The following is a 15,143-nucleotide window of genomic DNA, read 5'->3' as shown; positions in this document are numbered from 1 at the left end:
CGCAAGACGGGAGCGGATCGCATCACAGCGGTGTAGCTCAGTCGGTAGAGCAAGCGGCTCATAATCGCTGTGTCACCGGTTCAAGTCCGGTCACCGCTACTGACAGTAGCCGATTGTGGGGTCGGTCCTTCGATCGGCTACTCTTCTTTGCGTTAAATCAGTCCTATCCGTTCGTCAAGGAGCACTCCTGTGGCTGCCACCGACGTCCGCCCGAAGATCACGCTGGCCTGCGTGGAGTGCAAGGAGCGGAACTACATCACCAAGAAGAACCGGCGTAACAACCCGGACCGACTGGAGATGAAGAAGCACTGCCCGCGTTGCAACGCGCACACCGCGCACCGCGAGACGCGATAAATCAGGCTCGTACGCGAGGCCGCCCCCAGTAGTCAGGGGGGCGGCCTCGCGTCGTTCATCAGCCGCTACCGGCCAGTACCAGCGATCAGCAGGAGGTGCCGAGCCCATGGCGCTCGACCAGTCCTTCGTGGGGCGGAGCTACCCGCCCACCGACCCCTATGAGGTGGGCCGGGAGAAGATCCGTGAGTTCGCCGAGGCCGTGGGGGACGCCAACCCGGCGTACACCGACCCGGACGCCGCCAAGGCGCTCGGTCACCCCGATGTGATCGCCCCGCCGACCTTCGTGTTCTCCATCACCTTCAGGGCCGCCGGGCAGGTCATCGCGGACCCGCAACTGGGCCTGGACTACAGCCGCGTCGTGCACGGCGACCAGAAGTTCGCCTACACCCGCCCCGTGCGCGCCGGTGACCGCCTCACCGTGACCTCCACCATCGAGGCCATCAAGTCCATGGCCGGCAACGACATCGTGGACATCCGCGGCGAGGTCCACGACGAGGCCGGCGAACACGTGGTGACCGCCTGGACCAAGCTCGTGGCCCGCGCGGCCGAGGGGGCGTGACGAAGAACATGACGGCGAAGATCGCATACGACGACGTCGAGGTCGGCACCGAACTGCCCGCCCAGACCTTCCCCGTGACCCGCGCCACGCTCGTCCAGTACGCGGGCGCCTCCGGGGACTTCAACCCGATCCACTGGAACGAGAAGTTCGCCAAGGAGGTCGGACTGCCGGACGTCATCGCGCACGGCATGTTCACCATGGCCGAGGCGATTCGCGTGGTGACGGACTGGGTCGGCGACCCGGGAGCCGTCGCCGAGTACGGCGTCCGCTTCACCAAGCCCGTCGTCGTGCCCAACGACGACCAGGGTGCCGTCATCGAGGTCAGCGCCAAGGTCGCCGCCAAGCTCGACGACAACACGGTCCGCGTGGACCTGACCGCGACCAGCGCCGGGCAGAAGGTGCTGGGGATGTCGCGGGCGGTTGTACGGCTGGCCCGACGAGCAGAATGCTGAGTAAGGGGCGCCCTCCATGGTGGGGCGCTCCTTACGTGTTCGTGGCCTCCTACCGGCCACAACGCTTGGCGGGTGGGGAGCGTTCCGTGAGCCCTTGACGAGTTAGTGATTGAGTACTAACTTACTGCCCATGGTCAGGATGAGTGCGGAGGAGAGGCGCGAGAGTGTGATCCGCGCGGCGACGATCGAGTTCGCCCGTGGCGGCTATCACGGCACTTCGACCGAGGCGATCGCCAAGCGGGTCGGGGTCTCGCAGCCGTATCTCTTCCGGCTCTTCCCGGGCAAGAAGGCGATCTTCCTGGCGGCGTCGGCGCGGTGCGTCGAGGAGACCATCCGCACCTTCGGCGAGGCCGCCAAAGGGCTGGAGGGCGAAGAGGCCCTGCACGCCATGGCGAACGCGTACACCAAGGTCATCGCGGAGCACCCGGAGCGGCTGCTGATGCAGATGCAGATGTACGTCGCCGTGGCGGCCGCCGAGGAGGAGGGCGACCACGAGTTCGGGGTGGCGGTGCGCGACGGCTGGATGCGGCTGTGGGACACGGTGCATCTGCCGCTGGGTGCCGACGCGAGCGAGACGACGCAGTTCCTCGCGTACGGGATGCTCATCAACTGCCTGATCGCGATGGGCTTTCCGCCCGAGCACCGGGTGTGGGAAGGGATGTATCCGTCGGCGCGATTCAAGGGCCGGCTGGAGAAGTGAGCGAGAAGGGCGTCGTCGGCGCCTTTTCATGAGCGTGAAAGTTAGTAATCAATAGCTACCTAGGGAGCTCTGGGGGAGATATGTCACAGCAAGCCGTAGGGAACACACCCCGCGGGGGAGCCGTCTGGGCCCTCGTCATCACCAGCGTCGCCGGATTCATGGCGGCCCTCGACAACCTCGTCGTCACCACCGCCCTGCCGTCCATCCGCGAGGATCTCGGCGGCGCGCTGCACGACCTGGAATGGACGGTGAGTGCCTACACCCTCACCTTCGCCGTCCTGCTGATGTTCGGCGCGGCACTCGGTGACCGCTTCGGCCGCCGCAAGCTCTTCCTCGTGGGCCTGACGATCTTCACCGGCGCCTCCGCCGCGGCCGCCCTGGCCCCCGGAATCGACAGCCTCATCGCGGCCCGCGCGGTCCAGGGCGTCGGCGCGGCCGTCATGATGCCGCTGACCCTCACCCTCCTCACCGCGGCCGTGCCCGCCGCCAAGCGCGGGATGGCGTACGGCATCTGGGGCGCCGTCAACGGACTGGCGGTGGCCTCCGGCCCCCTGATCGGCGGCAGCCTCACCGAGCACATCTCCTGGCAGTGGATCTTCTGGCTGAACGTCCCGCTCGGCGTGGCCCTCCTCCCCCTGGCCCGTCTCCGCCTCGCGGAGTCCTACGGCACCGGCGCGCCCCTCGACATCCCCGGCACCCTTCTCGCCAGTGGCGGCCTCTTCGGCATCGTCTACGGCCTCGTACGCGGCCCCGCGGATGGCTGGACGGACTACCTGGTCCTCACGTCCCTCTTCGCCGGTACGGCGCTCCTCGCCGGCTTCGTCATCTACAGCACCCGTGCCAAGAACCCCATGCTGCCGATGCGGCTGTTCCGCTCCCGGGCCTTCTCCGGCATCAACGCGGCCAGCCTGCTGATGTTCCTCGGGATGTTCGGCTCGATATTCCTGCTCAGCCAGTACATGCAGGGCGTGCTCGGCTACTCGCCCACCGAGGCCGGGCTGCGGATGCTGCCCTGGACCGGCATGCCCATGCTTGTCGCGCCGATCGCCGGCATCCTCTCCGACCGCATCGGCGGCCGCCCGGTCGTGGCCACGGGCCTCTTCTTCCAGGCGGCAGGCCTCGCCTACCTGGCCGCGGTGATCACCACGGACGCCTCCTACACGGTCCAGCTGCCCGGCCTGATCATCAGCGGCATCGGCATGGCCCTCTTCTTCGCCCCCGCCTCCAACCTGGTCATGTCCAGCGTCCGCAGCTCCGAGCAGGGCATCGCCTCCGGTGCGAACAACGCGCTCCGGGAGGTCGGCGGTGCGCTCGGCATCGCGATCATGGGCTCCATCTTCGCCGCCCAGGGCGGTTACGAGACGGGCCAGACCTTCGTGGACGGCCTGCGGCCCGCGCTGATGACGGGGGCGGCGGTGGTGGCTCTCGCCGGGGTTGCGGCGCTGCTGATACCCACGAGGCGTTCCGCGCGGGTTGCGGTGGGCGCGGCGACGGGGGAGCCGGCCGCGGCCCTGGAACACGTCGGCTGACAGTCTCCCCTCGGCACGGCCCCGCCCGAGACGGCGGGGCCGTCCGCGTACGCCCGCGCCGTGGCGAACCAGCAGTTCCCTCGCCCCCGCCGCCCCTATCCGTCCCATCCCCAGGGGCTGCCGCCCCAGACCCCGCTTCGGCCCCGAAAGGGCCTCGTCCTCAAACTCCCCCAGAGGGGGCACCCCCAGACGGGCTGAAGTGACCTGCACCGGCATCCAGAGGCTCAGCACATCGGGACGGCAGTGCCCGTCCTCAGGCGCCGCAAGGCTGAAGTAACCCGCACCGGACGGTCGTACCGGCGTCGAACAGCGCACCGCACTCACCCGCACCGGCGCAACGGCGAGCAGGGGACGTGCCGGGGGTGTCCGCCCGCAGCGGCGGGCGTCCGACACCACGCACCCCTGAGAGAAACCGAGCCGCCCGACCGAGGACGGACACCCCCCGGCGCGGCCCCGACCCACAACGGCGAATAGCGCGCAACGCGAACTCCCACCCACCCGCGCAGGCCGCCGCAGGCACCCCGCCCACCGCCGGAGGCATCTCGTACTCTTGAGCCCGTGCAGGAACGACACGACGCCCCCCTCGCCCCCCTCACCACCTTCCGCCTGGGCGGCCCCGCCGCTCGCCTGGTCACCGCGACCAGCGACGAAGAGGTGATCGCAGCCGTCCGCGAGGCCGACGACAGCGGCACCCCCCTCCTGCTCATCGGCGGCGGCTCGAACCTCGTCATCGGGGACAAGGGCTTCGACGGCACCGCCCTCGTCATCGCCACCAAGGGCGTCACCCTCCACGGCACCCACCTCGAACTCGCCGCCGGCGAGGTCTGGACCGACGCCGTCGCCCGCACCGTAGAGGCCGGCCTCGCCGGCATCGAGTGCCTCGCCGGCATCCCCGGCTCCGCAGGCGCGACCCCCATCCAGAACGTCGGCGCCTACGGCCAGGAGGTCTCCTCCACGATCACCGAAGTGATCGCCTACGACCGGCGGACCGGCGATACCGTCACCATCGCCAACGCCGACTGCGCCTTCTCCTACCGTCACAGCCGCTTCAAGGAAGACCCCGCGCGGTACGTCGTCCTCCGCGTCCGTTTCGAGCTCGAGGACGCCGACGGCCTCTCCGCACCCATCAAGTACGCCGAAACCGCCCGCGCCCTCGGCGTCGAACCCGGCGACCGAGTGCCCCTCACCGCCGCCCGCGAAACCGTTCTGAAGCTCCGCGCGGGCAAGGGCATGGTCCTGGACCCCGAGGACCACGACACCTGGTCCGCCGGTTCCTTCTTCACCAACCCGATCCTCACGGACGAGGAGTTCACGGCGTTCCACGCGCGCGTGAAGCAGCACCTCGGCGCGGGCACCGAGCCCCCGGCCTACCCCGCCGGCGACGGCCACACCAAGACCTCCGCGGCCTGGCTCATCGACAAGGCGGGCTTCACCAAGGGCTACGGCACCGGCCCCGTCCGCATCTCCACCAAGCACACCCTCGCCCTCACCAACCGCGGCGAGGCCAGCACCGAAGACCTCCTGACCCTCGCCCGAGAGGTCGTCGCCGGCGTCCACGAGACCTTCGGCATCACGCTGGTCAACGAGCCGGTGACGGTGGGCGTCAGCCTGTAGCCGCCCCACCCCAGCCCGGCCCCATCCCCCCGGCCCCCCGCAAGAATCTCCGTTGCGGAGCCCACCCCCCACCCCGCACCCTCATCCCATGAGGCACCCCACATGCGGCTGAGGCTGCGCCAGTTCCGGCCCCGGTCCGGTCCGCACGAGCACCGGGTCGTCCAGCCCCGCCACCCCCTGCGTCACACCTCGCTGACCGCCCCCGACCCCATCGGCCTGCTGCTCGGCGACCACGACGGACTCAACCGGCTGGCCGGACTGTTCTCCTTCGCCGCCTACTCCCGCCACACCATCGTCCACATCCCGCTGCGTGACGGCGTCCCGCCCGACGAGGGCTGGGGCGAACGGGTCGACCTGGTCCTGGCCCACCACAGCCTCGGCCTGCGCGTGAGCCAGTGGCCCGAGCTGCGGCGGAAGCTCACCCACGGCACCCCGCTGACCGCACGCACCGACGAGGCCCGCACCGCGCGGGACGCGGAGTCCTGGCGTGGCCGTCAGTCGTACGCGGACGCCCGCGACGATCTGCGGCACAGCACCCACGCCCGGACGTTCTTCCTGTTCGGCACGAGGGACGTCTTCGCCCAGACGGCCACCGACCTCGCCTACGCGGCCGGCTGGGGCCCGCTGCAGAAGCACGTCGCCAAGGGACGGATGGCGTTCATGACGGCCCTGACCCTGGCCGAGCCGCCCAACACCGGCGGGCATCCGCTGGAGATAGACATCTGCTACAAGCCGTATCCGCCCTACGCCCATTTCAAGCGGCCGGGCGAGCGAGCCATTCGTCGGCCCCGGCCAGCATCCGCGCCTTGACGTCCGCAGGGGCCGCCGAGGCCCGCACGGACTGCCGGGCCAGTTCCGCCAGCTCCGCGTCCGTGAAACCGTGGTGCTGCCGGGCGATCTCGTACTGAGCGGCCAGCCGCGACCCGAACAGCAACGGGTCGTCGGCACCCAGCGCCATCGGAACCCCCGCCTCGAACAAGGTGCGCAACGGCACGTCCTCGGGCTTCTCGTAGACCCCCAGTGCCACGTTCGACGCCGGGCAGACCTCGCACGTGACCCCCCGCTCGGCCAGCCGCCGCAGCAGCCGAGGATCCTCCGCGGCCCGCACCCCGTGCCCGATCCGGTTCGCGTCCAGGTCGTCCAGGCAGTCCCGCACCGACGACGGCCCGGTCAGCTCCCCGCCATGAGGCGCCGACAACAGCCCGCCCTCCCGGGCGATGTGGAAGGCCCGGTCGAAGTCCCGCGCCATACCCCGCCGCTCGTCGTTCGACAGCCCGAACCCGACGACTCCGCGGTCCGCGTACCGCACCGCCAGCCGCGCCAGCGTCCGCGCGTCCAGCGGATGCTTCATCCGGTTCGCGGCCACCAGCACCCGCATCCCCAGCCCGGTCTCCCGCGAGGTCGTCTCGACGGCGTCGAGGATGACCTCCAGCGCCGGGATCAGCCCACCGAGCCGCGGCGCGTACGACGTCGGATCGACCTGGATCTCCAGCCACCCCGACCCGTCCCGCACGTCCTCCTCCGCGGCCTCGCGCACCAGCCGCTGGATGTCCTCCGGCTCTCTCAGACAGGACCGCGCCGCGTCGTACAAGCGCTGGAACCGGAACCAGCCGCGCTCGTCCGTGGCCCGCAGCCGCGGCGGCTCCCCACTGGTCAGTGCCTCGGTCAGCGCCTCGGGCAGTCGTACGCCGTACTTGTCGGCCAGTTCCAGAACGGTCCCTGGCCGCATCGACCCCGTGAAGTGCAGGTGCAGATGGGCTTTCGGCAGCTCAGAGACATCACGTACACGCTCCATTCGCCGATCCTGCCGTACGTCCCTCCCGCACCGGTAGCGGATTCCCCGAACGTGGTCTTGCTCGCACGCAAACACGAAGCGGGCCGCCTCCGAAGGAGACGGCCCGCACAGTGCACGAGGTCAGTCCGTGGCCTCGGCCAGCAGCTTCTGGATCCGCGAGACACCCTCGACGAGGTCCTCGTCGCCCAGCGCGTACGACAGCCGCAGATAGCCCGGCGTACCGAACGCCTCACCCGGGACGACCGCGACCTCGGCCTCGTCCAGGATCAGCGCGGCCAGCTCGACCGAGTTCTGCGGGCGCTTGCCGCGGATCTCCTTGCCGAGCAGCCCCTTGACCGACGGGTACGCGTAGAACGCGCCCTCGGGCTCCGGGCAGAGCACGCCGTCGATCTCGTTGAGCATCCGCACGATCGTCTTGCGGCGCCGGTCGAAGGCCTCCTTCATCTCCTCGACGGCCGACAGGTCACCGGAGACGGCCGCGAGGGCGGCTACCTGGGCGACGTTGGAGACGTTCGACGTGGCGTGCGACTGCAGGTTCGTGGCGGCCTTGACGACGTCCTTCGGGCCGATGACCCAGCCCACGCGCCAGCCGGTCATGGCGTACGTCTTCGCGACACCGTTGACGACGATCGTCTTGTCGGCGAGTTCCGGCACGACCACCGGCAGGGAGTGGAACTCCGCGTCGCCGTAGACCAGGTGCTCGTAGATCTCGTCGGTCAGGACCCACAGGCCCTTCTCCAGCGCCCAGCGGCCGATCTCCTCGACCTGCTCGCGGGTGTAGACGGCACCGGTCGGGTTGGAGGGCGAGACGAAGAGCAGGACCTTGGTGTTCGGCGTGAGGGCCGCCTCCAGCTGCTCCACGGAGACGCGGTAGCCGGTGGTCTCGTCCGCGACGACGTCGACCGGGACACCGCCCGCGAGACGGATCGACTCCGGGTACGTCGTCCAGTACGGGGCCGGGACGATGACCTCGTCGCCCGGGTCGAGGATCGCGGCGAATGCCTCGTAGATGGCCTGCTTGCCGCCGTTGGTGACGAGGACCTGGCTCGCGTCGACCTCGTAGCCGGAGTCGCGCAGCGTCTTCGCGGCGATCGCGGCCTTCAGCTCGGGCAGGCCGCCGGCGGGCGTGTACCGGTGGTACTTCGGGTTGGAGCAGGCCTCGATGGCGGCCTGGACGATGTAGTCCGGGGTCGGGAAGTCCGGCTCACCGGCGCCGAAGCCGATCACCGGGCGCCCGGCGGCCTTCAGGGCCTTGGCCTTGGCATCCACGGCGAGGGTGGCGGACTCGGAGATCGCGCCGACTCGGGCGGAGACCCGGCGCTCGGTGGGAGGGGTTGCAGCGCTCATGGGGCCCATCGTTCCAGACCGGAAACGCCCCCGGCACACGGGTTTCACAGACTGAACATGAGCTGAACATCCGTCCGGATTCGCCCGGTGACCTGGATGATCTTCGACGGCCGCCCCGGGTGCCCGCCACCCGGCAAAGCCCCTACGGGCGCTTTCTGTTCGACGGGGGGCTCGGGACCACGTACACTCTCACCTCGTTGGCCTCACAACGGCCGCACTCATCCGGTGCACACCGAGCACTCGGGCGGATGCGGTACGTTTATGGGGAACCACAAAGGGTCGTAGCTCAATTGGTAGAGCACCGGTCTCCAAAACCGGCGGTTGGGGGTTCAAGTCCCTCCGGCCCTGCTACACACACCGCCAGGATGTGTGCGCATGTACGTACAGGTAATGCACCGCCGTGCGGCTCAGACCGGGCGCGGCACGGCCACGACCCGGGAACAGGTGAGGACGAATGGCGGACGCCGTGGGCTCCATCGACACGCCTGACGCCCAGGACGAGGCGGCGGAGTCGAAGAAGACCCGCAAGGGCGGCAAGCGAGCCAAGAAGGGCCCGCTGAAGCGTCTTGCCCTCTTCTACCGGCAGATCGTCGCTGAGCTCCGCAAGGTCGTCTGGCCTTCGCGCAGTCAGCTGACCACTTACACGACCGTCGTGATCGTGTTCGTCATCGTCATGATCGGCCTCGTCACCGTGATTGACTATGGACTCGACCACGCCGCGAAGTACGTCTTCGGCTGAGCCGAGAGCGAAGGGCGCCGTCACCGGCGCCCCTTTCGCGTGTTCCACCCCTTGTATCCAGGAAGAAGCAGCCACCGTGTCTGACCCGAACCTGAACGACGCCGTCGAGCCGGACCAGTCCGTGGACGACGAACTCGACATCGTCGAGGGCGCGGATGAGCAGGACGAGTTCGAGGCTGCCGAAGCCGAGCTGGGCGAGCCCGCCGAGGAGGCCGCTCTTCACGTCGAGGACGAGTCCGACGAGGACGCCGAGGCCGAGTCCGGCGGCGACGTCGAGGCCGTCGAGGACGAGGAAGAAGAGCTCGTCGAGGAGGAGCCGGCCGAGCCGGTCGACCCCGTCGTCGCCCTGCGCGAGGAACTGCGCACCCTGCCCGGCGAGTGGTACGTCATCCACACCTACGCCGGTTACGAGAACCGCGTGAAGACCAACCTCGAGCAGCGCGCCGTCTCGCTGAACGTCGAGGACTACATCTTCCAGGCCGAGGTGCCGCAGGAAGAGGTCGTCCAGATCAAGAACGGCGACCGCAAGACCATCCGCCAGAACAAGCTCCCCGGCTACGTCCTGGTGCGCATGGACCTGACGAACGAGTCCTGGGGCGTCGTCCGCAACACCCCCGGCGTCACCGGCTTCGTGGGCAACGCCTACGACCCGTACCCGCTGACCCTGGACGAGATCGTCAAGATGCTCGCCCCGGAGGCCGAGGAGAAGGCCGCTCGCGAGGCCGCCGAGGCCGAGGGCAAGCCGGCTCCGCAGCGCAAGGTCGAGGTCCAGGTCCTGGACTTCGAGGTCGGCGACTCGGTCACCGTCACCGACGGCCCGTTCGCCACGCTGCAGGCCACGATCAACGAGATCAACGCCGACTCGAAGAAGGTCAAGGGCCTCGTCGAGATCTTTGGCCGCGAGACCCCGGTCGAGCTCTCCTTCGACCAGATCCAGAAGAACTGAGGTTCTTCGGACCGCACGCTTCCGACCAGGTCAGACGGGCTGTCAAAGCTTGTCTGACCTGCTCGGTTTTTAGCCGCACACCTATACCCGTTATCGTTGTGCGGTATGCCTCCATCCGGGACGCGACCCGGGCGTGGGCACACCTCGATTGAAAGGACCCGGAGAGTAATGCCTCCCAAGAAGAAGAAGGTCACGGGGCTCATCAAGCTCCAGATCCAGGCCGGTGCCGCCAACCCGGCTCCGCCGGTCGGCCCCGCGCTGGGTCAGCACGGCGTCAACATCATGGAGTTCTGCAAGGCGTACAACGCCGCGACCGAGTCGCAGCGTGGCTGGGTGATCCCGGTGGAGATCACGGTCTACGAGGACCGTTCCTTCACCTTCATCACCAAGACGCCGCCGGCCGCCAAGATGATCCTCAAGGCCGCGGGCATCGAGAAGGGCTCCGGCGAGCCGCACAAGACCAAGGTCGCCAAGATCACCGAGGCGCAGGTCCGCGAGATCGCCACCACCAAGCTCCCCGACCTCAACGCCAACGACCTGGACGCCGCCGCGAAGATCATCGCCGGTACCGCGCGTTCCATGGGCGTCGTCGTCGAGGGCTGAGCCCCACCCCCGTACATCAGCAGAAGTGGCAGGGCCGGCTCGGCCCGGACCACGACTCCTAAGACTCACCAGGAGAAGCAGTGAGCAAGCGCAGCAAGTCTCTCCGCGCTGCGGACGCCAAGGTCGACCGGGACAAGCTCTACGCCCCGCTCGAGGCCGTCCGTCTCGCCAAGGAGACCTCCACGACCAAGTTCGACGGCACCGTCGAGGTCGCCTTCCGTCTGGGCGTCGACCCTCGTAAGGCCGACCAGATGGTCCGTGGCACCGTGAACCTCCCGCACGGCACCGGTAAGACCGCCCGGGTCCTGGTCTTCGCGACCGGTGACCGTGCCGAGGCCGCACTCGCCGCGGGCGCCGACATCGTCGGCTCCGACGAGCTCATCGACGAGATCTCGAAGGGCAACCGCCTCAACGAGTTCGACGCCGTCGTCGCCACCCCGGACCTCATGGGCAAGGTCGGCCGCCTCGGCCGCGTGCTCGGTCCCCGTGGCCTCATGCCGAACCCGAAGACCGGCACCGTGACCCCGGACGTGGCCAAGGCCGTGAACGAGATCAAGGGCGGCAAGATCGAGTTCCGCGTCGACAAGCACTCGAACCTGCACTTCATCATCGGCAAGGTGTCCTTCGACGACACCAAGCTGGTGGAGAACTACGGCGCCGCGCTGGAGGAGATCCTCCGTCTGAAGCCGTCCGCCGCCAAGGGCCGCTACATCAAGAAGGCCGCCGTCTCCACCACCATGGGCCCGGGCATCCAGCTCGACCCGAACCGCACCCGCAACCTCCTCGTCGAGGAGGACCCGGCGGCGGTCTGAGCCTGAGGCTCACCGAAGTCAGGTCACGGGCCCCGCAACCTTCGCCGGTTGCGGGGCCCGTTCCCGTGTGTGGGTGCTGTGCCCTGGGTTAGCGTCTGGTCAGGGCAATCGCACAGGGGGACGTATGAAGAGCACCAAGGGCCGCCGTACGGCCTGCTCGCTCGCGGTGGCCGCCGTACTGGCAGCCGCGGCCGCCTGTACCTCCTCCGCTCCCTCCGACGACCGGCCCGCCCGGAGCAGCCGCGAGGCGACGCCCGCCACCTCCGTCACCGTCGCCCTGCGCGCCGCCGAGCGCTCCACCGAAGAGGCCCGCTCGGCCAGGGTGAGGTCCGTGACCGTCATGGGCACCCAGCTCTCCATCAAGGGCGACGGTGTCATCGGCTGGGGCGACGGGCTCACCGGCGCCATGACCATCACGTACACCGGCGGCACGGTCGCCGACACCATGCGCGACATGGGCGTCACGTCCATGCAGGCCCGCTATCTCGCCGACGCCTACTACGCGCACATGGGCGACAGGTTCGCCGCGCGGATGGGCGGCAGGCACTGGGTGAAGTACGCCTACGAGGACCTGAAGGCCCTCGGCGGTGGTGCCAACTTCGCCGACCAGATGCGCAGCACCACCCCCGACCAGTCCGTGAAACTGCTGCTGGACTCCGCGGACCTGCGGAAGGTCGGCGAGGAGAAGATGGACGGCCAGTCGGCCACGCACTACTCCGGGACCGTGGCCGTGGCCGACGTCTCCGACCCGGAACTGCGGGGGCAGCTGGAGCGGGCCGGCGTCACCACCGAGACCGTCGACATCTGGGTCAACGACAAGAACCTGCTGGTCAAGAAGGTCGAGAAGAGCCGCACGGCCGCCGAGCAGATCACCCAGACCGCCCACTACAGCGACTACGGCGTCAAGGTCTCCGTCGAGAAGCCCCCGGCAGCCGACACCGAGGACTTCAAGGCCCTGCTGAAACCCTCCGCCTCCTGAGCCACACGGAATTCACGAGACCGCTTCCGCCCCGATCGGCTACGCTCGCGGCTCATCTGTGTATCGCTCATGTGTTCCTTGGGGGGAATCGATGGGAATTTCTGTACGACGCTCCGCACGCTCTCGGACGATCGGCGCCGGGCTCGCCGCCGTGGCCCTCGCCGCCGGTGCGGTGAGCTGTTCCAAGGGGGCCTCCGAGGAGTCGCCGAAGATGACTCCCGCGGCGGCCGTGGCGAAGGCGGCCAAGAACTCCGACGACATCACGTCCCTGCACTACCGGATGACGGGGGAGTACCCGGAGCAGGGGCGCATCAAGGCCGAGGCCTCCATGCGGATGAAGCCCACCGTCGCGATGAGCATGAAGATGACGGCGCTCGACCAGGGCGAGGACGGCTCCGCGGAGATCCGGCTCGTCGACAAGGCCATGTACATCGGCGGAAACGCCGAGATGGCCAAGGAGATGGACGGCAAGACCTGGATCAAGTTCGACATGTCCGCGCTCAGCGAGCAGGAGCTCGGCGCAGGCGGGGCCGCTGCCGGTCAGGCCGAGCAGAACCCGGCGGCCGAGTCCACGTTCCTCACCGGCGCCAAGGACGTGAAGCAGGTCGGCACCGAGAAGGTCGACGGGGTCGAGACGACCCACTACACGGGAACCGTCACCCTCGACTCCCTCCGCGACTCCTTCAAGGACGAGGACAAGGCCACGCGCGAGCAGCGCGAGAAGAGCGTCGAGCAGTACGAGAAGATGGGCGTCGACAAGCTCACGATGGACATGTGGATCGACGGCGAGGACAAGACCAAGCAGTTCCGCATGAAGGGTGACGCCGACAAGGGCGCGCTCGACATGACCATCACCTTCCTCGACTACAACAAGCCCGTCACCGTCGAGGCGCCGCCGGCCAAGGAGGTCATGGACCTCGCCGAGATGATGAAGGAACTCCAGAGCAGCTGAGCGCCGTACGCACCTGGTCCCTGCGGGAAGCGGATTTGCTTGACGGCGATCCGGTCACGTACTCTCCTACAGAAGCCAAAGACCGCTGGTCGTTGCCGTGCGCTCGTTCCGAGGGTGCGGTGGCCGAAGGATCCGCTGAACTGCGGACGACCCGCGCAGGTGACTGTGGAAGTTGCTCCCGCATGGTTTTCCATGATGGTCGAGCTACGCCCCGTGCGCCTGCGCCGGGGCGTTTCGTTTTCCCCAGTCCTCCTTCGGGTCCGCGCGGTCCTCATCACCCGGAAGGAGGCTGACGCTTTATGCCGACGCCCGACAAGGCTGCCGCGGTAGCCGAGCTCACGGACAAGTTCCGCAGCTCGAACGCCGCCGTGCTGACCGAGTACCGGGGTCTCACCGTGGCGCAGCTCAAGACGCTGCGCCGTTCCCTCGGTGAGAACGCCCAGTACGCCGTGGTGAAGAACACGCTGACCAAGATTGCGGCCAACGAGGCCGGGATCACGCTGGACGACCAGCTCTTCGCTGGTCCGACTGCCGTCGCCTTCGTCACCGGTGACCCGGTGGAGTCGGCGAAGGGTCTTCGTGACTTCGCCAAGGACAACCCGAATCTCGTCATCAAGGGCGGTGTCCTTGACGGCAAGGCGCTCTCCGCCGACGAGATCAAGAAGCTTGCGGACCTCGAGTCCCGCGAGGTTCTGCTCGCCAAGCTGGCGGGTGCCATGAAGGGCAAGCAGACGCAGACTGCACAGCTCTTCCAGGCGCTCCCGTCGAAGCTCGTCCGCACCGTGGACGCGCTTCGTGCCAAGCAGGACGAGCAGGGCGGTGCCGAGTAATTCGGCTCGCATCATGATCGCCGCCTGAGGCTTTGCGCCGCAGGAAGTGGTCGTAGCGGGCCGAACGTACGCCCGCCAGACATGTACATCCGGCACCAGCCGAATTGATTTGGAAGGAAGCCATCATGGCTCTCACCCAGGACGAACTGCTCGCCGAGTTCGAGGGCATGACCCTCATCCAGCTCTCCGAGTTCGTGAAGGCGTTCGAGGAGAAGTTCGACGTCACCGCCGCTGCCGCCACCGTCGCGGTCGCCGCCGGTGGTCCGGCCGCCCCGGCCGAGGCTGCTGAGGAGAAGGACGAGTTCGACGTCATCCTCACCGGCGCCGGCGAGAAGAAGATCCAGGTCATCAAGGTCGTGCGTGAGCTGACCTCCCTGGGTCTGAAGGAGGCCAAGGACCTCGTCGACGGCACCCCGAAGCCGGTCCTCGAGAAGGTCAACAAGGAGGCCGCTGACAAGGCCGCCGAGTCCCTCAAGGCCGCGGGCGCGTCCGTCGAGGTCAAGTAACACCTTCACGGGTCCGCACGGACTCGCGCGTGCTGCAGGCCTCGTAAGAGGGCTGTAACGCTGACGCACCGAAGAGCGATCATCCATCCGGGTGGTCGCTCTTCGGCGTTCCCGGGGTTCCAGTGGCGGCTGACTTGTACCCGAGGACGCGAGAGGTATGGTGATCTTCGCCGTGCCTCCGAGCACCGCTGGTGGCGACCGGTTTGGGCGAGACAGGCCTTGACGAACCGCACGCAGCGCGCAATTCTCAGGACGCGTCGCCAGAACGGTCCGAATCCGAGGCATGGATCGGCGACGAAGAGGGCAGTATCAACGTGCGTTGAGGGCAGGCATGCCGAAGGCGTTGAGGACAACGAGGGTCACAGAAAATCGGGGCTGGACATCAGTGCGCCAAGTGGCTACACTGACCCTTTGCGCTGCCTGTTA

At 68.4% G+C, this 15,143-nt stretch carries 16 protein-coding genes, 2 tRNA genes and 1 pseudogene; 17 read left to right on the top strand and 2 right to left on the bottom strand.

The features are described 5' to 3' along the window. Positions 1-26 precede the first annotated feature (26 nt). From PH203_RS22825 to PH203_RS22790, 8 genes and pseudogenes are all read left to right on the top strand, one after another. Positions 27-99, top strand: a tRNA-Met gene (locus tag PH203_RS22825). A 90-nt stretch (positions 100-189) separates the two neighbouring features. Next, entirely contained in the window at positions 190-354 is a 165-nt protein-coding gene (rpmG, locus tag PH203_RS22820; RefSeq protein ID WP_003948671.1) for a 50S ribosomal protein L33, read from the top strand. 106 nt (positions 355-460) lie between these two features. Beyond that, on the top strand, positions 461-913 hold the full coding sequence (locus PH203_RS22815) for a MaoC family dehydratase N-terminal domain-containing protein (RefSeq protein ID WP_289922235.1): 453 nt from the start codon (positions 461-463) through the stop codon (positions 911-913). An 8-nt stretch (positions 914-921) separates the two neighbouring features. Next, entirely contained in the window at positions 922-1,365 is a 444-nt protein-coding gene (locus PH203_RS22810) for a MaoC family dehydratase (protein WP_289922468.1), read from the top strand. A 130-nt stretch (positions 1,366-1,495) separates the two neighbouring features. Further along, on the top strand, positions 1,496-2,065 hold the full coding sequence (locus PH203_RS22805; RefSeq protein WP_289922234.1) for a TetR/AcrR family transcriptional regulator: 570 nt from the start codon (positions 1,496-1,498) through the stop codon (positions 2,063-2,065). An 80-nt stretch (positions 2,066-2,145) separates the two neighbouring features. After that, on the top strand, positions 2,146-3,594 hold the full coding sequence (locus tag PH203_RS22800) for an MFS transporter (protein WP_289922233.1): 1,449 nt from the start codon (positions 2,146-2,148) through the stop codon (positions 3,592-3,594). Positions 3,595-4,137: 543 nt separating this feature from the next. Beyond that, positions 4,138-5,208, top strand: a pseudogene (locus PH203_RS22795) (UDP-N-acetylmuramate dehydrogenase); the annotation flags it as partial. 102 nt (positions 5,209-5,310) lie between these two features. Then, positions 5,311-6,018, top strand: a complete 708-nt coding sequence (locus PH203_RS22790; RefSeq protein ID WP_289922232.1) for a hypothetical protein — start codon at positions 5,311-5,313, stop codon at positions 6,016-6,018. Here PH203_RS22790 and PH203_RS22785 read toward each other — a convergent pair. Together PH203_RS22785 and PH203_RS22780 are read right to left on the bottom strand one after the other, a co-directional pair. Beyond that, positions 5,963-7,003, bottom strand: coding sequence for an adenosine deaminase (locus PH203_RS22785; protein ID WP_289922231.1), 1,041 nt, complete (start codon positions 7,001-7,003; stop codon positions 5,963-5,965). The genes PH203_RS22790 and PH203_RS22785 overlap by 56 nt on opposite strands. Positions 7,004-7,123: 120 nt before the next feature. Then, a complete protein-coding gene (locus tag PH203_RS22780) occupies positions 7,124-8,350 on the bottom strand; it encodes a pyridoxal phosphate-dependent aminotransferase (RefSeq protein WP_289922230.1) in 1,227 nt (408 codons plus the stop codon). Positions 8,351-8,625: 275 nt separating this feature from the next. Between PH203_RS22780 and PH203_RS22775 the strand changes: the two genes are divergently transcribed. The 9 genes from PH203_RS22775 to rplL all read left to right on the top strand — a co-directional run bounded on the left by PH203_RS22775 (position 8,626) and on the right by rplL (position 14,717). After that, positions 8,626-8,698: transfer RNA gene (locus tag PH203_RS22775), tRNA-Trp, on the top strand. Positions 8,699-8,804: 106 nt separating this feature from the next. Then, positions 8,805-9,089: a preprotein translocase subunit SecE gene (gene secE, locus PH203_RS22770; protein WP_289922229.1), complete on the top strand. Its 285-nt coding sequence runs from the start codon at positions 8,805-8,807 to the stop codon at positions 9,087-9,089. A 76-nt stretch (positions 9,090-9,165) separates the two neighbouring features. Continuing rightward, positions 9,166-10,035, top strand: coding sequence for a transcription termination/antitermination protein NusG (gene nusG, locus PH203_RS22765; RefSeq protein ID WP_289922228.1), 870 nt, complete (start codon positions 9,166-9,168; stop codon positions 10,033-10,035). Between the two features lie 168 nt (positions 10,036-10,203). Then, positions 10,204-10,638: a 50S ribosomal protein L11 gene (gene rplK, locus PH203_RS22760; RefSeq protein WP_079312374.1), complete on the top strand. Its 435-nt coding sequence runs from the start codon at positions 10,204-10,206 to the stop codon at positions 10,636-10,638. An 80-nt stretch (positions 10,639-10,718) separates the two neighbouring features. After that, positions 10,719-11,450 (top strand): 50S ribosomal protein L1, encoded by a 732-nt coding sequence (gene rplA, locus PH203_RS22755; RefSeq protein ID WP_289922227.1) that lies wholly within the window; start codon positions 10,719-10,721, stop codon positions 11,448-11,450. Between the two features lie 124 nt (positions 11,451-11,574). Continuing rightward, complete coding sequence (locus PH203_RS22750; RefSeq protein ID WP_289922226.1) at positions 11,575-12,429, top strand: LppX_LprAFG lipoprotein; 855 nt, start codon at positions 11,575-11,577, stop codon at positions 12,427-12,429. Between the two features lie 91 nt (positions 12,430-12,520). Beyond that, positions 12,521-13,381, top strand: coding sequence for a DUF1396 domain-containing protein (locus PH203_RS22745; protein ID WP_289922225.1), 861 nt, complete (start codon positions 12,521-12,523; stop codon positions 13,379-13,381). Positions 13,382-13,680: 299 nt separating this feature from the next. Beyond that, on the top strand, positions 13,681-14,211 hold the full coding sequence (gene rplJ / locus PH203_RS22740; protein ID WP_289922224.1) for a 50S ribosomal protein L10: 531 nt from the start codon (positions 13,681-13,683) through the stop codon (positions 14,209-14,211). A gap of 122 nt (positions 14,212-14,333) precedes the next feature. After that, positions 14,334-14,717, top strand: a complete 384-nt coding sequence (rplL, locus tag PH203_RS22735) for a 50S ribosomal protein L7/L12 (RefSeq protein ID WP_289922467.1) — start codon at positions 14,334-14,336, stop codon at positions 14,715-14,717. The last annotated feature ends 426 nt before the right edge of the window (positions 14,718-15,143 follow it).

Origin of the sequence: Streptomyces sp. S.PB5 (assembly GCF_030403745.1) — a bacterium.
GTDB lineage: Bacteria > Actinomycetota > Actinomycetes > Streptomycetales > Streptomycetaceae > Streptomyces.
This window is presented reverse-complemented; position numbering and strand designations above follow the sequence as displayed.